This is a genomic window from Intrasporangium sp. DVR, from assembly GCF_040365325.1.
Classification (GTDB): Bacteria; Actinomycetota; Actinomycetes; order Actinomycetales; family Dermatophilaceae; genus Intrasporangium.
This window is the reverse complement of record NZ_BAABZW010000005.1, coordinates 384,963-401,918: the sequence shown is the minus strand read 5'-3', so window position 1 is coordinate 401,918 and position 16,956 is coordinate 384,963. Positions and strand designations below refer to the sequence as shown.

The following is a 16,956-nucleotide window of genomic DNA, read 5'->3' as shown; positions in this document are numbered from 1 at the left end:
GCCGGCGGGTCAGAGGAACGTCGAGAACCCCGTCCCGAGATGGCTGCGGGTGGTGAAGCCGCCCGTGCCGGTGCCCTTGTAGAGATAGAGGGTGCCGCCCGGGGTCACCGCCAGGAGGTCAGCTCGGCCGTCACGGTTGAAGTCGCCGACGCCGGAGAAGGAGTGGTAGATGTTCCACCCCGAGCCGACCCGCTTGGCGGTGCCGAAGCCGCCCCTGCCGTTGCCGGGGTAGAGCCAGAGAGTGCCGTCCGACTTCCGCGCGAGCAGGTCGTTGCGGCGGTCGCCGTTCACGTCGCCGGCGCCGGTGATGTGGGTGAAGGATCCCCAGCCGCCGTTGATCCGCTTGCGACTCCAGAACGGGGTGGCTCCGGAGCGGCGACCCGTCTGGATGTAGAGGTAGCCGCCGTCGCTGACGGTGAGGAGGTCGGGCAGACCGTCGCCGGTGAAGTCGCCGGGCGCGATGACGTGGCGGAAGCTGCCGAGCCCTGACGCGGCGTGCGACCACGCCAGCCGCCACCTCCCCCCGTCCACCGTCCAGTACATCCGGAGGTTCCCGTCGTAGGTGACGGCCCAGATCGGCTCACTGGCGCCTCCGGGCGCGGTGAGGGAATGTCCGAGGACGCTGCGGATGCCCCACTGGCCACTGCTCACCGTGAGGCCCGGATACGTGATGGTGCCCGTGCCGCTGCCCCGGTAGAGGTATGCCGTGGCACTCCGGGAGACGCCGACGACGTCCCGTCGTCCGTCGTCGTTGGTGTCGTTGACTCCGGCCAGCCGGATCGCCTTGCGCGGGATCGCCGTGGTCCGGACCGCCGCGCTGGTGCCCACGGCGTTCCTCGCGCGGACGTAGAAGGTGTGGCGCACGTCGTTCGCGAGGTCGCCGATGACCAGCGAGCGGGCCGTCGCGGATGCCGTGTAGGTCTTGCCGCCGGGGCTGACGGTGACGGTGTACCCGGTGACGGGAGCGAGGGCGTCGGAGGGGAAGTGGTCCCACTGCAGGCGAGCTGCCTGCGCTCGTGGGCTTGCCCACGCGGAGGCCGTCTCCGGGGGAGCGACGACCGTGGCCGCCATGGCCGCCAGGTCGACCGTGTGGGTTGCGGGGCAAGGGACGTTGCACAGCACGCGCCCTGAGGAGTCGTAGCGGCTCCAGTTGCCCGCTTGGTCGTACACGGTGACCGACGTGGCGTTCCACGTTCCCGCGCTGACCTCGGGGACCGGCCCCGTCGCCGTTCCGGGAGTGGCTGCGCTCGGCAGGGCATGCAGGGTCCAGCCTTCTGGTGACATGGACACGTTGCCGGCGGTGTAGTCGACGTCGAGCGCCGTCACAGCTCGGTTGTCGGAGGCCTGGTAGGAGATCGTTCCCGACCCACCCGCTGGCAGGTACTGCTGTGGGTAGGTGAGTGTGGTGAAGGTCGGAGGCGTGGCGTCGACGGTCGAGCCGGTGACCGTGATCGTCAGGTCGGCAAACGCGAAGTTGTGGGTCGATGGACCGGTCGCGCCGGACGGGGTGCGCGTCACGGAACCGTCGGCCTCGTACCTGGCTTGGTTGCCCACGGCGTCTCGCGTGTGGAAGAACTGCAGCCGATACGTTCCGTTGGGCACCGTCGTCGGCACGGTGCCACTCAAGGAGCCGTCTGGGAGTTCGGACAGGGAGACGTGGAAGCTCGCGCCACCGCCGTTGGCGAAGCGTGCATACGTGGACGAACGGGGTAACCGACCCGCGGGGTGCTCCTCGGCGAGGGTGAACGTGGCCCGCGCGACCTCACCGACTGCGACGGTCGTGGTGGGCACGGTGATGCTCGAGAGGATCGGCACGGCCTGGTCCTCGGTTGAGCCCCCGACGACCAGGTCCAGCGCGGTGAGGTCCAGATCGGGGGGCGGAGTGGAGCAGTAGCTGCAGTAGGGCGGCCTGTCCCGGTAGTAGTGGGCGTAGTTCCCGGCGGCGTCGAAGACCCAGGCGGACGTGGCCGTGAGGGACTCGTTGGGCAGGCCGCCGGTCAGCGCCGCCTCGATGGTGCCGGCGGGGGAGAGCCCCTGCCCGAGGTCGATGTAGGAGACCCTTCCGCTCGAGTCCCGGTAGCCGACGAAGATGCCGCTGAGGGTCGCGGAGTCCTCGGTCGCCTCGTAGGCGTAGGTCACCGTGCCGGGCGATGCGACCGTCGCCGCGGACGTGCGGGTCAGGGACGTCAGCAAGGGTGCCGTCGTGTCCGCGGCCTCGGCGCGGGGCCCGGTGGCGCTCAGCAGGGTCACCCCCAGGGCGACGGTGAGGATGGCGGCGAGGTGGGTGCGGGCGCGGTGGGCGAATGGCACGGAAGTTTCCCCTGACTGGTCGAGTCGACGAGCGAATCCTAGGGCTCGGCCGTCCATCGTGCGCGTCGAAGACCCAGCCGCAGGGGAGCCCCCGACGGGGAGCCGGCCCAGCGGCATACGGAAGGGTCGTATGCCGCTGAGTCCCCTTCCGCTCGAAGGAGACCCAAGGCGGTTGCTCAGTCGCGGCCGGCGGACAGGACGTCCGCCAGGTCGTAGCTGACCGGCTCCTCGAGCTGCTCGAAGGTGCACGACTCAGGGCTGCGGTCGGGCCGCCACCGGACGAACTGGGCCGTGTGCCGGAAGCGGGTGCCCTCCATGTGGTCGTAGCGGACCTCGACGACCCGCTCGGGGCGAAGCGGGGTGAAGGAGAGGTCCTTCTGGTTGTTCCACCGGGAGTACTCGGACGAGCGCGGCGTGCGGACTCCCTCCTCGGGCTTGGCCCAGTTCCACGGGTGGTCGTCCCACTCGGCCACCAGCGGTTGGAGCTCCTCGAAGAGCTCACGCCGCCGCGCCATCGGCAGGGCGCCGATGACCCCGACGCTGGCGAGGTTGCCGTCGCCGTCGTAGAGCCCGAGCAGCAGGGACCCGATCGCCCTGGCGTCCGTCTTGTGGGTGCGGTAGCCGGCCACGACGCAGTCGGCCGTCCGCTCGTGCTTGATCTTGAACATGAGCCGTTTGTCGGGCTCGTAGCGGACGTCGACCGGCTTGGCGATGACGCCGTCGAGACCGGCTCCCTCGAACTGGTCGAACCAGCCCTCGGCGACGGCCCGATCCGCGGTCATGGCTGTGAGGTGGATCGGGGCCGCGGCCCGGGCGAGGGCCTGCTCCAGGGCAGCCCGGCGCTCGCTGAAGGGTCTTCCCGTGTAGTCCTCGTCGCCGAGGGCCAGCAGGTCGAACGCGACGAAGCTCGCCGGCGTCTCCGCTGCGAGCTTGCGGACCCGCGACGCCGCGGGATGGATGCGCTGCTGGAGCAGCTCGAAGTCGAGCCGGTTGCCCTCAGCCGGGTCGATGAGGATGATCTCGCCGTCGATGACCGCGCGCTCGGGGAAGTTGGCCTTGACGGCCTCGACGATCTCGGGGAAGTAGCGGGTCATCGGCTTCTCGTTGCGGCTGCCGATCTCGACCTCGTCGCCGGAGCGGAAGATGATCGAGCGGAAGCCGTCCCACTTCGGCTCGTACACCACCTCGCCCTTGACGGCGCCGAAGTCCTTGACCGCCTTGGCCAGCATCGGCGGGAAGGGCGGCACGACCGCCCCCCACAAAGCGCGCAGCTCGGCGTCGCGGTCGGCCTTGGGCGCCATGTAGTCGGCGTCCGCCTTGTCCTGGCGCCGCTTGCTCGGCTGGACCCGCGGGGGCTCGCCGGGCATCTTCGGGTAGTCGGGCGGGAAGTTGAGCTCGCCGAGGCCGCGGGCCACGTCGGCGTCCCACAGGGCCAGGGCCGCGGCGACGTCGCCCACTGCGGAATCGATGCCCGCCCAGGCGTCCCCGCGCTCAGCCACGAGTCCCGGCACGGTGCGCACCGTGAGCTGCTTGGGATCGACGTCGCGCAGCTCGTCCCACGTGACCGGCGTGGAGACGGGCGCGCCGGGAAGCGGACGAGGGGAGTAGGCGGAGGCGATGGTCCGGTCTCTGCACGCCTGGTTGAAGTCGACGAAGACCCGCTCGCCGCGCTCCTCCTTCCACCACGAGGTGGTGACGAGGTCAGGGAGCCGTCGCTCGAGCTCGCGGGCGATGCCGATGACGCCGTGCCTGACGTCGAGGAACTCGTGGGTCGGCGCGACGCGCGCGTAGACGTGGACGCCGCGATTGCCCGACGTCTTGGCCCACGCGGTCAGCCCGATCTCGCCCATCACCTCGCGCAGGGCGAGGGCCGCCTCGACCGCGTCGCGGAAGTCGCGGCCGGGCTGCGGGTCGAGGTCGATGCGCAGCTCGTCGGGGTTGTCGACGTCGGCCGTGCGAACTGGCCACGGGTGGAAGGTGATCGCGTTCATCTGCACGGCCCACATCGCGCTCGCCACCTCGTCGATGACCAGCTGCAGGTGCCGGCGACCCGACGGGTAGGTGCACATCACGGTGCGGGTGAAGTCGGGGACCCCCTTGGGCGGGTTCTTGCTGAAGAACTCCTCGCCCTCGATCCCCTCCGGGAACCGCTGCAGGGTCACCGGGCGGTCGCCGAGTGCCCGCAGCAGCGGATCACCCACGGCGAGAATGTAGCTGGCGAGGTCAAGCTTGGTGACGGGCCTGCCGTCCGCCATCCCGGACGCGGGCCAGAGCACCCGGTCCGGGCTCGAGATCCGCACGTCTCGGACGGTGCCGTCTGGACCGGGGACCTCGATCACCGCTGGCTTGGCGCTCACCGGTCGATCGTATGCCGCTGAGCTGACACCGAGCGGAAGCGACGTCCGCGTCCTCCCGCCCACTCGGTCGAGTGTGCAGAACCTGCCCGGCACCGGCTGCGCACCCGATGGCGACTGAGCCCAGCGGCATACGGCATCAACTGCACACTCGACGGGGACGGTGGCGCCTCAGGGGGTCTGGCGCACCACCAGGCTGACGACGTTGGCCAGTGCGATACCGACGGCTGCGACGAAGGGCACCTTGCCCCGGCCCTGCACCGCCACGGCGGCGAGCACCACGCAGACGCCCAGCAGTGCGACGCCCGGAAGGTCGAAGCCGCGACCGAGGGCGGCGACCACCGATGCGGCGAGCAGGACAGCGGGAGCCAGCCATCGCACCACGACAGGACCGAGTCGGTGGGGGAGGCCACGGACCCCGGTCGCCTCGTCATCCGCGAGGTCGGGCAGGGCGTTGAGCAGATGGGCCCCGGTCCCGAGCAGGGCGCCGGTGAGCATGACCCAGCCATCCGGCCACACGGGGTCCGGGAGGGCGAGCGTCACCACGGCCGGCAGGGCGGCGAACGCGACAGCGTAGGGAAGCGGCGACACCACCGTCCTCTTGAACCACAGGTTGTAGGCCCACCCGGACGCCACACCGAGCAGCAGGTGCACCGTCGCGGAGGCGATCCCGCAGGCCAGCGACAGGACGATGCAGGCGACGAGGGCAACCGCTGTCGCGGCGCGGACGGTTCCCTCCGACACGTCGCCACGGGCGACGGGCTTGTCCGAGCGGTTGACGGCCCGGTCGCGTGCAGCGTCGACGAGGTCGTTGGACCACCCGATGGAGAGCTGGCCGGCCAGCACCGCTGACGTGACCAGGGCGCCGCGCGCGGGGGTGTGCCCCGCGGAGGCGGCCAGCAGGGCCGTGAAGGTCGTCACCGCGAGGGTCGGCCCGGGGTGGCAGGCCAGCGTGAGGCCGCGGGTCACGCCAGTGATCGACACGGGTCGAGCCTAGAGGCGTGGCAGCACACCCCCGCCACGACGGGGCGATCCCAGCATCTCCGCTTAGGCTGACCCGATGACCCACCTCGCGGCCGTCCAGGGAGTCCTCCCGGAGCACACCTACGTGCAGAGCGAGATCACCGCGGCCTTCGCCGACGTCCTCGGCTCGACGGGGTCGGACCGGGCGATGCTCGAGCGGTTCCATGCCAATGCGGGCGTCAGCCAGCGCCACCTCGCCCTCCCGCTCGAGCGCTACTGGCAGCTCGCCGACTTCGGGGAGGCCAACGACGAGTTCATCCGCGTCGCGACGGACCTCGGGGGCACCGCGGTGACCAAGGCGCTCGCGGCCGCCGGCCTCGGCCCGCGGGACGTCGACCTCATCGTGTCCACGACGATCACCGGCCTCGCCGTGCCGTCGATCGAGGCGCGCATCGCGGGTGAGATCGGCCTGCGTGACGACGTCAAGCGGATCCCGCTCGTCGGCCTCGGCTGCGTCGCCGGTGCGGCAGGCATCGCACGGGCCCACGACTACCTGCTCGGGCACCCGGACGAGGTCGCCGTGCTCCTGTCGGTCGAGCTGTGCAGCCTGACCGTGCAGCGGGACGACTCGTCGGTCGCCAACCTCGTGGCCAGCGGCCTCTTCGGGGACGGGGCCGCCGCGGTCGTCATGGTCGGAGCAGGCCGTGCCGCGGAGCACGGTCCCGGCCTGGCCGCCGGTCAGCCGCAGGTCGTCGCCACGCGCAGCCGGCTCTATGCCGACACCGAGCGAGCCATGGGCTGGGACGTGGGTGCGACGGGCCTGCGCATCGTCCTCGGTGCGGAGGTGCCCGACCTCGTCCGAGGCCACGTCCGCGGTGACGTCGACCGCTTCCTCGCCGACCAGGGTCTGAGCCGCGCCGACATCGGCTGGTGGGTCGCCCACCCCGGTGGGCCGAAGGTCCTGGAGGCGATGGAGGAGGCGCTCGAGGTGGAGCGCGAGGCCCTGGGCGTCACGTGGCGCTCGCTCGACCGGATCGGCAACCTCAGCTCGGCGTCGGTGCTGCACGTCCTGGCCGACACCCTCCGTGACCACACGCCGGCCCCGGGCAGCTGGGGTGTGCTCCTCGCGATGGGGCCCGGCTTCTGCCTCGAGCTCGTGCTCCTCCGCACGGCGGACTGAGGGATGAGTGTGGACGACCTGTCGCAGTGGCTCTTCACCGGGCTCGTCCTGCTCGTCGGGCTCGAGCGGCTCGCCGAGCTCGTCGTGTCGAAACGCCATGCCGCCTGGGCGTTCGCCCACGGAGGCGTCGAGCGTGGCCAGGGCCACTACCCGCTCATGGTGGCGCTCCACTCGGGCCTGCTCGTCGGCGCGGTGGCCGAGGTCTGGCTGGCGGACCGGCCCTTCGTCCCGGCCCTCGGCTGGCTCATGCTCGGCGTGGTCGTCGCGTCCCAGGCCCTGCGCTGGTGGTGCATCGCCACCCTGGGCACCCAGTGGAACACCCGGGTCATCGTCGTCCCGGGGATGCCGCTCGTCCGGCGCGGGCCCTATCGCCTCCTGCCCCACCCGAACTACGTGGCGGTCGTCGCGGAAGGGGCGGCGCTGCCGCTGGTGCACAGCGCCTGGGTCACTGCCGTCGTCTTCACCGCAGCCAACGCCGCCCTGCTCACCGAGCGGGTCCGGGTCGAGAACGCCGCCCTCCGCGAGCTCGCGGTGACACCGTGAGCGGGGTGGTCGAGGTGGACGACGCCGACCTCATCGTCATCGGCGGGGGACCCGTCGGGCTCGCCACGGCGTTGTACGCGACGAGGCGCGGCCTGACCCCCCTCGTGCTCGAACCGCGAAGCGGGGTCATCGACAAGGCGTGCGGTGAGGGCCTGATGCCCGGGGGGCTGCAGGCGCTCAACGATCTCGGCGTGGACCCGCCGGGCCACGAGCTCCGCGGGATCCGCTACCTCGCCGGCGGTCGGGCGGCGGAGGCGGACTTCCGGGCCGGCCCCGGGCGCGGGATCCGCCGCACCGTCCTCCACGGAGCCCTGCTGGACGCCGTCGCGGCAGCCGGAGTCCGCGTCCTCCACTACGCCGCAGCGGGGCTCCAACAGGACGACCGTGGTGCCACGGTCGTCACCGAGGCGGCCGGCTCACCCGGACCGAGCCTGCGAGCGCCCTGGGTCGTCGCGGCGGACGGCCTGCACTCCCCGACCCGCCGCTACCTGGGGCTCGACCGTGCCGTCAGCCCCGGCCATCAGCCGGGTAAGCGTTACGGCCTGCGCCAGCACTACGCGGTCCGCCCCTGGAGTGACCATGTCGAGGTGCACTGGGGGCCGGACGCGGAGGCCTATGTGACGCCCGTGGCCGAGGACCTCGTCGGGGTCGCCATCCTCAGCCACCACAGGCCGGTCGGCAGGGACCCGCTCGCGGGGTTCCCGGAGCTGCTAAGCCGGCTCGAGGACGCGCAGGTCGTCACGTCGCTGAGGGGTGCGGGGCCGTTGCACCAGCGGACGACCCGGCGCGTGGCCGGTCGGGTCCTCCTCGCGGGGGACGCGAGTGGCTACGTCGACGCCCTGACCGGCGAGGGCATCTCGCTGGGGCTCGCCCACGCGCGGGCGGCAGTGGCTGCGATCGCCGCGGCGGACCCCCAGTCCTACGAGCGTTCGTGGCGGGCGGCCACCCGNNCGGCCACCCGCCGCTATGCCCTGATGACGCGCAGCCTCGTGCAGGTGACCCGCCCGGCACTCGGGCGGCGGCTCCTCGTGCCGGCGGCGGCCGCCCTGCCGTCCGCCTTCCGGGCGGCCGTCAACGAGCTCGCGAGGCCCGTCCCATGACCGACCCGAACACGCCCGGTCCTGCCCCTGAGAGGGCCGAGGAGCTCGTCGTCCTCCTGTCCCCGGACGGCCGCGCCATCGGCACCGCGCCCAAGGCCACCGTCCACGGCGCTGAGACGCCGCTGCATCTCGCCTTCTCCGCCTACCTCTTCAACGACCGCGGCCAGCTGCTGCTCACCCAACGGGCCCACGACAAGGCGACGTTCCCCAGTGTCTGGACGAACTCCGCCTGCGGCCACCCCGGCCCCGGCGAGCGGCTCGAGGACGCCGTGCGCCGGCGAGTGGCCACAGAGCTCGGCCTCGAGGTGCGCGACCTCCGGCTCGTCCTCCCGCGCTTCGCCTACCGCGCGGAGATGGAGGGCGTCGTCGAGTGGGAGCTCTGCCCGGTGCTCGCGGGCCACGTCGACGGCGAGCCGACACCGGACCGGGACGAGGTCGCCGGCACGGTGTGGGTGGACTGGCGGGGCTTCGTCGCCGACGTGCTGTCCGGTCGCCGCGCGGTCTCCGCGTGGTCGCGCGAGCAGGTGGAGGAGCTGGAGCGGCTCGGTCCACATCCGGAGACGTGGCCAACCGCTGACCCCGCGCGGCTGCCTCCCGCCCTGGCTCACAGCTGAGCACTCAGGCGGCGGCTCACAGCTGAGCACTCAGGCGGCAGCGAGCCGGCGGATCTCCGCTTCCGTGAGCCTGATGCCGAAGACATCGTCGAGCACCGTCCCGACCTCCGCTGCGCCCACGGGTCGCTCGCTCCGCTCGGGCGTCGCTCCGCGGGTGGTCTCGAGGATCCGCGCTCGGCCGCCCGAGAGCGTCAGGGTGACCCGACCCGTCTCCGTCAGGCGCGACGCGACTCGCTTCTGCGTGAAGTGGCTTCGCGGAGACGACTGCTGCCACCGGTTGCGCTCCTCGAAGTCCGCCATGCGCCGCGGCGTCGTCGTGAAGAGGTACTGCGACTCCCAGCCGCTGCCGTGGTCCTCGCAGTAGGCCCATGAGCCGTCGTCGGCCCGCGCCAGGCCGACGGACTTTCCTGCCTCCTGCCGGCTGAACCCGTCCTCGAGAGGTAGGGGCTCGGTGAACGCATCGCCGAAGCCGACGTCCACGAGCTGGGGATGTGACACGAGAGGAGAGGTCACGAGGAGCGCGAGGTGGTCGAAGTCCTCGGTGAGCCCGCCACCCGCCGTGGTGACTCGGGCACTGAGGAGCTCAGCGGCATACCCCACGCTTCTGAGCAACAACGCGAAGAGACCGTTCAGCTCGTAGCAGTACCCCCCTCGGCCGGCCCGGAGGACCTTCTCCACGAGGCTGTCGGGATCGATCCGGATGGGACGGCCGAGGGCGATGTCGAGGTTCTCGAAGGGGACTCGCGCGAGGTGCGCCCGGTGGAGCTCAGCCAGCGCGTCGAGCGTGGGTTCAGCGGGGGCGGGCGCCCCGAGACGGGAGAGGTACGCCGCTGAGTCCCCGGGTGCCAGCGCCGGCTGGACGTTGGGCTGGGCGTGGAGGGCGTTCACGTCACCATCCTGCGAGCTCAACCGCCCTTGAGGTCAAGGGTGCGTGGCCCGGCCACCCCCCGCTCCCCCCACCGTGACGGAGAGGCTGAGCGACGCCTGCGTGGTGTCGGTGGCGCACACGCCTCGAAACGCCGCCGGGTGGCGGTAGTTTCGAAGGCATGGCGAGCGACAAGCTGACGATCGCGATCCTCACCGGCGGCGGCGACGTCCCGGGGCTCAACCCGGCCATCCGCGCCATCACCATTCGCGCGCTCCGCGAAGGTCATCGTGTGGTGGGCATCCGCCGGGGCTGGGCGGGGCTGGTGGACTACAGCCGCGAGGCGGGCGCCGACAACTCCAACAGCGTGCAGGAGCTCACGGAGGCCATCGTCAACCGCGCCGGACGGACGGGCGGCACCTTCCTGCACACGTCGCGCACCCAGCCGAGCCAGCTGCCACGAGAGCGGGTGCCGGCGCATCTGAGCGGATACCCGGATCCGGTCAACGACGTGACCACGGACGTCCTCCGGAACCTCGAGCACATCGGCGTCGACGTCCTCATCCCGATCGGTGGCGACGACACGCTCAGCTATGGCAAGCGGTTGCACGACGAGGGAGTGAACGTCGTCGCCATCCCGAAGACGATGGACAACGACGTCTACGGGACCGACTACTGCATCGGGTTCAGCACCTGCGTCACCCGCACCATCGAGCTGACCCACCGGCTACGGACCACCGCGGGGTCACACGAACGGTTCCTCGTCATCGAGGTCTTCGGCAGGTATGCCGGCTTCACCGCGCTGCTACCCACGATGGCCGGTGCAGCCGACCGCTGCCTCATTCCCGAGCATTCGGTGGACGTCGAGCACCTCACCGAGCTGCTCGTCTACGACCACAACCGGAACCCGAGCAGGTACTCGGTGGTGCTCGTCTCGGAGGGCGCGAACCTGACCTCGCACGAGGGAATGAGCTTCGAGAGCGAGGAGACCGACATGTTCGGGCACCGCAAGCTCGGCGGCATCGGCGACAAGGTCGCGTCGGCCCTGAAGGAGTACTCGCCGCGCTACAACAACGGCAGGCGGATCGACGTGGTCAACCAGAGGCTCGGATACCTCGTGCGTTCCGGCGATCCCGATGCCCTGGACTCGATCGTGCCGATGGCATTCGGCAACCTCGCCCTCGACCTGATCCTCAGGAAGCAGTTCGGCCGCCTCGTGAGCATCCATCGTGGGTTCTACGACAGCGTGCCCATCGAGAGCGTGACGTCGGAGAAGAAGGTGGTCGCGGTGGACAAGTACTACAGCCGGGACCGGCTCCGGCCGATCTACGAGTTCGACGGCGCACCGTTGTTCATCATGACGAGCGACTGACCTTCGTCTCAGAAGCCGGCTCGGTCGAGGGCTTGCGTCGTGAGCGTTCGGCCGAGCTCGATCATCTCGGCGGCCCGGTGGAAGTCGAGCGTGTTGACGGCGTTGTAGGGGACGGTGACGAGGATGTCCGGCGGGTTGCTCGCCATCCGGTAGCGGGTGATGAGTGCGCTCATCGTCTCGAAGCTCATGTTGAGCAGGTTGATGGTCCCGATCTCGGCCTTGCCGACCACCCACTCCTCGACGGCCGCCACCTCGTCGGCCGCGGCCACCTCCTCGGCCGCGGCCGCATCCTCACGCCGATGGCCGCCACCGAAGCGACCGGCGAGGGCTCGAAGGCGCTCCGACTCGAGGACCTCGGCGGTGCTGCGGCGCAGCCGGGACGTCCACTCGTCGAACGGCCTGGTCTCGGAGGTCTCCTTGACCGGTGTCGCGTGCCCGATCGTGGCGCGCGGTCCGGAAAGGCTCACGGCCACGGTCACGTCGGCGCTCACCGCCGCGGTGGGCTCGATGGGCAGCGGGTTCAGCAGGCCGCCGTCGACGAGGGTGCGGCCGTTGATGACGATGGGAGTGATGACCCCGGGGATGGCGATGGAGGCACGGATCGCCTGCACGACCGGGCCGTGCTGGAACCATACCTCGCGTCGGGCCGCGAGGTCGGTGGCCACCGCGGTGTAGGGGATCGGCAGGTCGTCGATGGTCGCACCGCCGAGGATCTCGCCCACCTTCCCGATGATCCGCTCGGCCCTGATGGCCCCACCGGGTGCAGACAGGGTGAAGTCGAGCAGGCGGAACAGCTCGCGCTGCGTCAGGGAGAGCGACCACTCGGTGTACTCGTCGAGCCGACCGGCCGCCGCCACCCCGCCGACGAGGGCCCCCATCGACGTCCCGGCGAGGGCGACGACCTCGAAGCCTCGCTCGTCGAGCACCTGGAGCGCCCCGATGTGGGCGTAGCCTCGCGCCCCGCCGGATCCGAGGACCACCGATGCCCGCATGCCGTCCGCCACCTCACCGAGCCTAGCTCGCGTCCCCAGCCACCCACCCAGGGTGTCGAACCGTCCGGTCGCGCTATCCCTACTTCCGGGTGCGGCCGACTCGGGTGCAGGCCTGGCGTGAGGAGAACGAGCTCGCCGGCCGGGACCTCATGCGCGACGGTGTCTGGCTCAGCGAAGAGTCCGGTCGAACAGCTCCCTGAGTGCGGTGAAGTGGCGCTCGGTGGCCGCGTCGTCGTACACCGAGGTGTCGGCCATCGTGTAGCCGTGCGCTGCCCCCTCGTAGATCTCGTTGGTCGCGGTGAGACCGGCTGACCGCAGCGCTTCGTCGAGGCGGACGACGGCCTCGGCGTTCATCGACGTGTCGTGGTCAGCGTGCCCGAAGAGGAACTCGGCCCGTGCGGCCGGGAGGCCCAGGTGGGGGCTGTCTGCGGCATCGCTCGCCAGGCCACCGCCGTGGAAGCCGCCGCAGGCGGCGACGACGTCAGGGTGCGCGTTGGCCGCCCGGACCGCGAGCCGTGCGCCCATGCAGTAGCCGACCACCCCGATCGGTGTCGTCACCTCCGGGCGCGACGTCAGCGCCTCGACGTAGCTGGTGATGTCGCGCAGGGCGAGCTTCGTCGTCAGGGCGGAGATGCGCCGGGAGGCGACCGCGAAGAAGGCCCGACGTGCCTCTTCCGAGTCGAGAGGTCGGTCGGTCGAGGTCTCCGCCGCGGTGCCGTTGCGGTAGAAGACGTTGGGTGCGAGGACGACGTACCCCCAGGACGCGATCCGGTCGGCCATGTCGAAGATCCGCGGGCGCAGGCCGAGGGCGTCCATGAACAGCAGGACTCCGGGCAATGGCGCGTCCTCGGGGAGGGCCGTCGGCCTGGCGAGCCAGGCCTCGGCCGTCCCGTCAGCGGCTGCGACCTCGAGCATCACGACAGCGATCCCGATCCGGTCTGGGATGGCGTTGACCGAGCCGGCGTCACCCGGTGTAGCCCTCGACCGTCCTGGGGTCGCGCACGCGGGCCTCGTCCGGGTCAGAGCCGAACTCCCGCTTGGCGCGACGCTGCCGCAGCAGGTCCCAGCACTGGTCGAGCTCGACCTCGATGGTGCCCAGACGGGTCCGTTCGACCTCTGCGGAGATGGTGCCCTTCTGGAGAGCCTCACGGAGGCGGTGCTCCTCGTCGATGAGGGAGGTGATCCGGTGCTGGATGTCCACGTCGTCAGCCATGCCTTTCACCCTCGCACGGAGAACGCCGTTCGCCTAGCATGTGGACAGTGACCACATTCGTCCTCGTCCCCGGAGCGGGTGGCGCCGGTTCGTACTGGCACCGGGTCGTTCCGTTGATCCTCGGCGCCGGCCACGAGGCCATCCCCCTGGACCTGCCCGCTGACGACCCGGCCAGCGGGCTGCCCGAGTACGCCGAGATCATCTCGGCGACGGTCGGGTCGCGGCCCGATGTCGTCCTCGTCGCCCAGTCGCTCGGCGGGTTCCCGGCAGCGCAGGTCGCGGCCTCGGGCCGCCACCCGGGCCTGCGTGCGCTCGTGTTCGTCAACGCGATGATCCCCGAGCCGGGAGAGACCGCGGGTGAGTGGTGGGGCCACGTCGACCAGGAGGCCGCCATGCGGGCCGCCGCGCGGGCCGGCGGCTGGCCGGTCGAGTTCGACCCGCAGGCGCACTTCCTCCATGATGTGCCGGCCGAGGTCGTGGCCTCCCTCGGGTCGGCGGAGCGCGACGAGACCGAGACGATCTTCGGAGCTCCCTGCGAGTTCACCGAGTGGCCGGCCATCGCCATCCGCGTGGTCGCCGGCCGGGACGACCGATTCTTTCCCGTGACCTTCCAGCAGTGCGTGGCCCGCAAGCGACTCGGCGTCGAGCCGGACGTGCTTCCCGGTGGCCACCTCATCGCACTCTCCCGACCGGGCGAGCTCGCCGAATACCTTGTGGCCATCTGAACGCGCCCGCGTGTATCAGGCCCGCCCGGGCCGGCTCTGTGCTGACGAGGGGAACGCCGGCGCGGGACCTGGGGGCTGGTCCCGCGCCGCACTCTCGACCCACCCCCGCACCGCTGGCATGGTGGCCGAGCGCGTGGTCAGGTCCGCAGCGAAGCGATCACCGTCCCGTCCGCCGTGCGGACCTCGATGGACCGGATCTGTTCCGGGCGCAGTGCGGTCGCGCCGGTCACGCGTGCATAGCCGGACCGCGTGCCCAGCCACGAACCGGCCGGCGACTCACGTCCCGTGGCGTCGCGGACATAGACGACGATCTCCTGGCCGACCGGCATGTTCGTGCAGGCGAGGTCCAGCTGCGTGCCCCAACCGCGGGTGACGAGGTCGACACCCACCTGAGCTGCCGAGCCGGCCGGAGCGGTCGCCGTGTAGTGCTCCGACGGCGGAGGCGGGTCGAGCAGGGCCGGGCCGAGCCACGAGCCGGCCCCGAAGAGGCCGATGGCTGCGACGCTCGCAGCAGCCGCGAGCCAGCCGTGCCGCCGCCTCCGACGGCGCCGGGCTTCGGCCAGCAGGTCGGGCAGGCCCTTCGCGCCCGACCCCGCCGCGCGCCCCTCGGCAGGTGCCGCGGGAGCGAGCTCAGCGGCATACGGCTGCTCTGTCGGCGGCTGGTCGACGAGGGAGAGCAGCCGGGGGAGCCCGGACAGCTGCCCCAGCTCCTGCTGGCACCCGGTGCACGTGCGCAGGTGCTCCGTGAACGCGCGATGGTCCTCGTCGGAGAGCCCGCCGAGCACGTAGGCGCCCAGCAACATGTGCAGGTCGTCCGGCGCGGAGGTCATCTCGTCACCCCCATCTCATCGAGGATCACGCGCAGGCTGCGCACGGCGTAGTAGGCGCGGGACTTGACGGTGCCGTCGGGCACCCCCACGCGGGCGGCGGTCTCGGCCACCGAGAGCCTTTCGTAGTAGAGACAGGTGACGACCTCGCGGTGCGCCGGCTGCAGCCGAGCCAAGGCCTCTTCGACGAGGACCTGGTCAAGGGCCCGGTCGATCGCCGAGTCCTTCTCGGGCAGGTCCGCGAGACGCACCTGCTGGGGACGGCGACCGGCGGCACGATGTTGGTCGACGATGAGGTGCCGGGCCGTCGTGATGAGGTAGGCGCGGAGGCTGTCAGCGTCCGGGGCCTGGCGCCAGACGCGCAGGATCGTCTCCTGGACGATGTCCTCCACGCGGTCAGGGTCGCTCGTCGCCCGCCAGACGACCCGCCGAAGCATCGGGCCGTGCTCGCGGTAGATCGCCTCGACGGCGTCGTCGTCGAGCGGCATCTGACCAACCTCCCTCGGCACTGCTGTCCCCGAAGACGCCGCGACGGTCCTTCGGGTTCATCGAACCCGGCTGCCCGGCACAACGTCCTCGGGTGCATGACCCGTCGCCCAGCCCCCATCATCCTCGCCATGCTCGCTCTTGGGCCCGTGCTCGCTGCCTGCTCCGGATCGGAGCCTGCGGCGCCGGTGGCGCCGCAGGCCGAGGTGACCGAGCTCAAGGCGGCTGCGACCGCGTTGGGCGACGTCGTCACCGACGCCAACGGCAGAGTGCTCTACCTCTTCACGAAGGACACGCAGGGTGCGGCGACGAGTGCCTGCACGGGTGACTGCCTCACGGCGTGGCCCCCTGCCCTCGCGGGTGATGCCGCGCCGAAGGCGACCGGGGTGACCGGCTCCATCGGGACCATCGACGTGGCCGGTAGGACGCAGGTGACGCTGGACGGGTGGCCGCTCTACTACTTCGCCCAGGACGTGGCAGCGGGCGACGTCAAGGGACAGGGTGTCAACGACGCCTGGTACGTCCTTGCCCCGGCCGGCCAGCCGATCAGGACCAAGCCGTCCTCGCCCGAGGGCGGGATGGGCTACTGAGCCCCGCCGGGGGCGTGGCGTGGTCACCGTAGGGCGAGGAGGCCGATCTTGCCGACGACGGCACTCGCCGCGACGTCCTCCCGTTGCCGGACCGACTCCCAGGCTGATCGCATGCCGGCGCTGTAGTCGATGTCGTCGAGGGCGAGCAGGGCCCCGGGGGAGGCGGCCCGGGACACCTGCTCGACGTACCGCTCGGTCGCCGCGCCCTGGTGGTTGGCGTCGATGAAGGCGTAGTCCCACGACGTGCCCGCCAAGGTCGGTGCGAGCGTGTCGGCGAGGCGACCGACCACGACGCGGGCGTTGTCGATCCCCGCCTCGCGCCACGTGCGCTCCGCTTGTCGAGCGAGGGCAGGGTATGCCTCGAGGGAGGTCAGGGCGCCTGACGGCATCGCCGCGGCCTGGTAGGCGGCAGAGACGCCGACGCAGGTTCCGAGCTCAAGCGCCTCACGGGGCTGCCACATGGCCACGACGTGGTGGAGGAGGCGGGCGCCGGAGGGCGGCTGGGAGGCCCGGGCGCAGATCCGCGCCAGCGACTGCGTCGTGTCGTCCGCCCAGGGCACCGTCTCGGCGCTGCGGAGCATCGCCCGTCGTGCGGCCTCGATCCGGTCGAGCGCCCGTGCGGACTCGGCTGGCAGCTGGTCCGCGGCGATGCGGTCGAGAGCCCCCGCCAGCCGTTCGGCTTGCGAGTCCCCGACGTGGCGCAGGTCCGCCGCCTGCTGCGCCACGGAGCGACGGATCCCCGGCTGCAACAGCCGAGCCCTGAGCTCGACACGGGCGAAGAGCAGGGTCGGTCCCCATCGTCCGGCGACTCTCATCGTCGAT

General features: G+C 71.5%; 17 protein-coding genes. 7 read left to right on the top strand and 10 right to left on the bottom strand.

The window, feature by feature from the left end:
- Positions 1–9: 9 nt before the first annotated feature.
- The 3 genes from ABWV20_RS06430 to ABWV20_RS06420 form a co-directional block, all read right to left on the bottom strand.
- Entirely contained in the window at positions 10–2,310 is a 2,301-nt protein-coding gene (locus ABWV20_RS06430; RefSeq protein WP_353354001.1) for an FG-GAP-like repeat-containing protein, read from the bottom strand.
- A gap of 176 nt (positions 2,311–2,486) precedes the next feature.
- Positions 2,487–4,667: an ATP-dependent DNA ligase gene (locus tag ABWV20_RS06425; RefSeq protein WP_353354000.1), complete on the bottom strand. Its 2,181-nt coding sequence runs from the start codon at positions 4,665–4,667 to the stop codon at positions 2,487–2,489.
- Between the two features lie 168 nt (positions 4,668–4,835).
- Positions 4,836–5,648, bottom strand: a complete 813-nt coding sequence (locus tag ABWV20_RS06420) for a UbiA family prenyltransferase (RefSeq protein ID WP_353353999.1) — start codon at positions 5,646–5,648, stop codon at positions 4,836–4,838.
- Positions 5,649–5,724: 76 nt separating this feature from the next.
- Between ABWV20_RS06420 and ABWV20_RS06415 the strand changes: the two genes are divergently transcribed.
- The 4 genes from ABWV20_RS06415 to idi all read left to right on the top strand — a co-directional run bounded on the left by ABWV20_RS06415 (position 5,725) and on the right by idi (position 9,064).
- On the top strand, positions 5,725–6,807 hold the full coding sequence (locus ABWV20_RS06415; RefSeq protein WP_353353998.1) for a type III polyketide synthase: 1,083 nt from the start codon (positions 5,725–5,727) through the stop codon (positions 6,805–6,807).
- A gap of 3 nt (positions 6,808–6,810) precedes the next feature.
- Entirely contained in the window at positions 6,811–7,350 is a 540-nt protein-coding gene (locus tag ABWV20_RS06410) for an isoprenylcysteine carboxyl methyltransferase family protein (protein ID WP_353353997.1), read from the top strand.
- On the top strand, positions 7,347–8,450 hold the full coding sequence (locus ABWV20_RS06405; RefSeq protein ID WP_353353996.1) for an NAD(P)/FAD-dependent oxidoreductase: 1,104 nt from the start codon (positions 7,347–7,349) through the stop codon (positions 8,448–8,450). Before ABWV20_RS06410 ends, ABWV20_RS06405 begins: the two co-directional genes overlap by 4 nt.
- Entirely contained in the window at positions 8,447–9,064 is a 618-nt protein-coding gene (gene idi / locus ABWV20_RS06400) for an isopentenyl-diphosphate Delta-isomerase (RefSeq protein ID WP_353353995.1), read from the top strand. Before ABWV20_RS06405 ends, idi begins: the two co-directional genes overlap by 4 nt.
- Positions 9,065–9,094: 30 nt before the next feature.
- Here idi and ABWV20_RS06395 read toward each other — a convergent pair whose 3' ends face one another.
- Complete coding sequence (locus tag ABWV20_RS06395; RefSeq protein WP_353353994.1) at positions 9,095–9,952, bottom strand: arylamine N-acetyltransferase family protein; 858 nt, start codon at positions 9,950–9,952, stop codon at positions 9,095–9,097.
- 158 nt (positions 9,953–10,110) lie between these two features.
- On the opposite strand from ABWV20_RS06395, the gene ABWV20_RS06390 reads away from it, so the two are divergent.
- On the top strand, positions 10,111–11,301 hold the full coding sequence (locus ABWV20_RS06390; protein ID WP_353353993.1) for a 6-phosphofructokinase: 1,191 nt from the start codon (positions 10,111–10,113) through the stop codon (positions 11,299–11,301).
- Positions 11,302–11,309: 8 nt separating this feature from the next.
- Here ABWV20_RS06390 and ABWV20_RS06385 read toward each other — a convergent pair whose 3' ends face one another.
- From ABWV20_RS06385 to ABWV20_RS06375, 3 genes are all read right to left on the bottom strand, one after another.
- Positions 11,310–12,305, bottom strand: coding sequence for a patatin-like phospholipase family protein (locus ABWV20_RS06385; protein WP_353353992.1), 996 nt, complete (start codon positions 12,303–12,305; stop codon positions 11,310–11,312).
- A gap of 156 nt (positions 12,306–12,461) precedes the next feature.
- Complete coding sequence (locus tag ABWV20_RS06380; RefSeq protein WP_353353991.1) at positions 12,462–13,208, bottom strand: dienelactone hydrolase family protein; 747 nt, start codon at positions 13,206–13,208, stop codon at positions 12,462–12,464.
- Positions 13,209–13,257: 49 nt separating this feature from the next.
- Positions 13,258–13,506: a DUF2630 family protein gene (locus tag ABWV20_RS06375; protein ID WP_353353990.1), complete on the bottom strand. Its 249-nt coding sequence runs from the start codon at positions 13,504–13,506 to the stop codon at positions 13,258–13,260.
- Between the two features lie 47 nt (positions 13,507–13,553).
- On the opposite strand from ABWV20_RS06375, the gene ABWV20_RS06370 reads away from it, so the two are divergent.
- Entirely contained in the window at positions 13,554–14,231 is a 678-nt protein-coding gene (locus ABWV20_RS06370; RefSeq protein WP_353353989.1) for an alpha/beta fold hydrolase, read from the top strand.
- A gap of 137 nt (positions 14,232–14,368) precedes the next feature.
- On the opposite strand, the gene ABWV20_RS06365 is transcribed toward ABWV20_RS06370, so the two are convergent.
- Together ABWV20_RS06365 and ABWV20_RS06360 are read right to left on the bottom strand one after the other, a co-directional pair.
- The gene (locus ABWV20_RS06365; protein WP_353353988.1) at positions 14,369–15,061 is read right to left on the bottom strand and encodes a zf-HC2 domain-containing protein; all 693 of its coding nucleotides are present in this window, start codon (positions 15,059–15,061) and stop codon (positions 14,369–14,371) included.
- Positions 15,058–15,546 carry a sigma-70 family RNA polymerase sigma factor gene (locus ABWV20_RS06360; protein ID WP_353353987.1) on the bottom strand — a complete coding sequence of 163 codons (489 nt, stop codon included), beginning with the start codon at positions 15,544–15,546 and terminating at the stop codon, positions 15,058–15,060. The genes ABWV20_RS06365 and ABWV20_RS06360 overlap by 4 nt, the downstream gene beginning before the upstream one ends.
- Before the next feature lie 96 nt (positions 15,547–15,642).
- On the opposite strand from ABWV20_RS06360, the gene ABWV20_RS06355 reads away from it, so the two are divergent.
- Entirely contained in the window at positions 15,643–16,134 is a 492-nt protein-coding gene (locus tag ABWV20_RS06355) for a COG4315 family predicted lipoprotein (RefSeq protein ID WP_353353986.1), read from the top strand.
- 23 nt (positions 16,135–16,157) lie between these two features.
- Here ABWV20_RS06355 and ABWV20_RS06350 read toward each other — a convergent pair whose 3' ends face one another.
- On the bottom strand, positions 16,158–16,949 hold the full coding sequence (locus ABWV20_RS06350; protein WP_353353985.1) for an O-methyltransferase: 792 nt from the start codon (positions 16,947–16,949) through the stop codon (positions 16,158–16,160).
- Positions 16,950–16,956 lie beyond the last annotated feature (7 nt).

Bases quoted from the DNA above. Each gene is read 5' to 3' on its own strand.
- ABWV20_RS06415 (WP_353353998.1), top strand. From the start codon at position 5,725: ATGACCCACCTCGCGGCCGTCCAGGGAGTCCTCCCGGAGCACACCTAC.
- ABWV20_RS06410 (WP_353353997.1), top strand. From the start codon at position 6,811: ATGAGTGTGGACGACCTGTCGCAGTGGCTCTTCACCGGGCTCGTCCTG.
- idi (WP_353353995.1), top strand. From the start codon at position 8,447: ATGACCGACCCGAACACGCCCGGTCCTGCCCCTGAGAGGGCCGAGGAG.
- ABWV20_RS06390 (WP_353353993.1), top strand. From the start codon at position 10,111: ATGGCGAGCGACAAGCTGACGATCGCGATCCTCACCGGCGGCGGCGAC.
- ABWV20_RS06380 (WP_353353991.1), bottom strand. From the start codon at position 13,208: ATGCTCGAGGTCGCAGCCGCTGACGGGACGGCCGAGGCCTGGCTCGCC.
- ABWV20_RS06375 (WP_353353990.1), bottom strand. From the start codon at position 13,506: ATGGCTGACGACGTGGACATCCAGCACCGGATCACCTCCCTCATCGAC.
- ABWV20_RS06365 (WP_353353988.1), bottom strand. From the start codon at position 15,061: ATGACCTCCGCGCCGGACGACCTGCACATGTTGCTGGGCGCCTACGTG.
- ABWV20_RS06360 (WP_353353987.1), bottom strand. From the start codon at position 15,546: ATGCCGCTCGACGACGACGCCGTCGAGGCGATCTACCGCGAGCACGGC.
- ABWV20_RS06355 (WP_353353986.1), top strand. From the start codon at position 15,643: ATGACCCGTCGCCCAGCCCCCATCATCCTCGCCATGCTCGCTCTTGGG.
- ABWV20_RS06350 (WP_353353985.1), bottom strand. From the start codon at position 16,949: ATGAGAGTCGCCGGACGATGGGGACCGACCCTGCTCTTCGCCCGTGTC.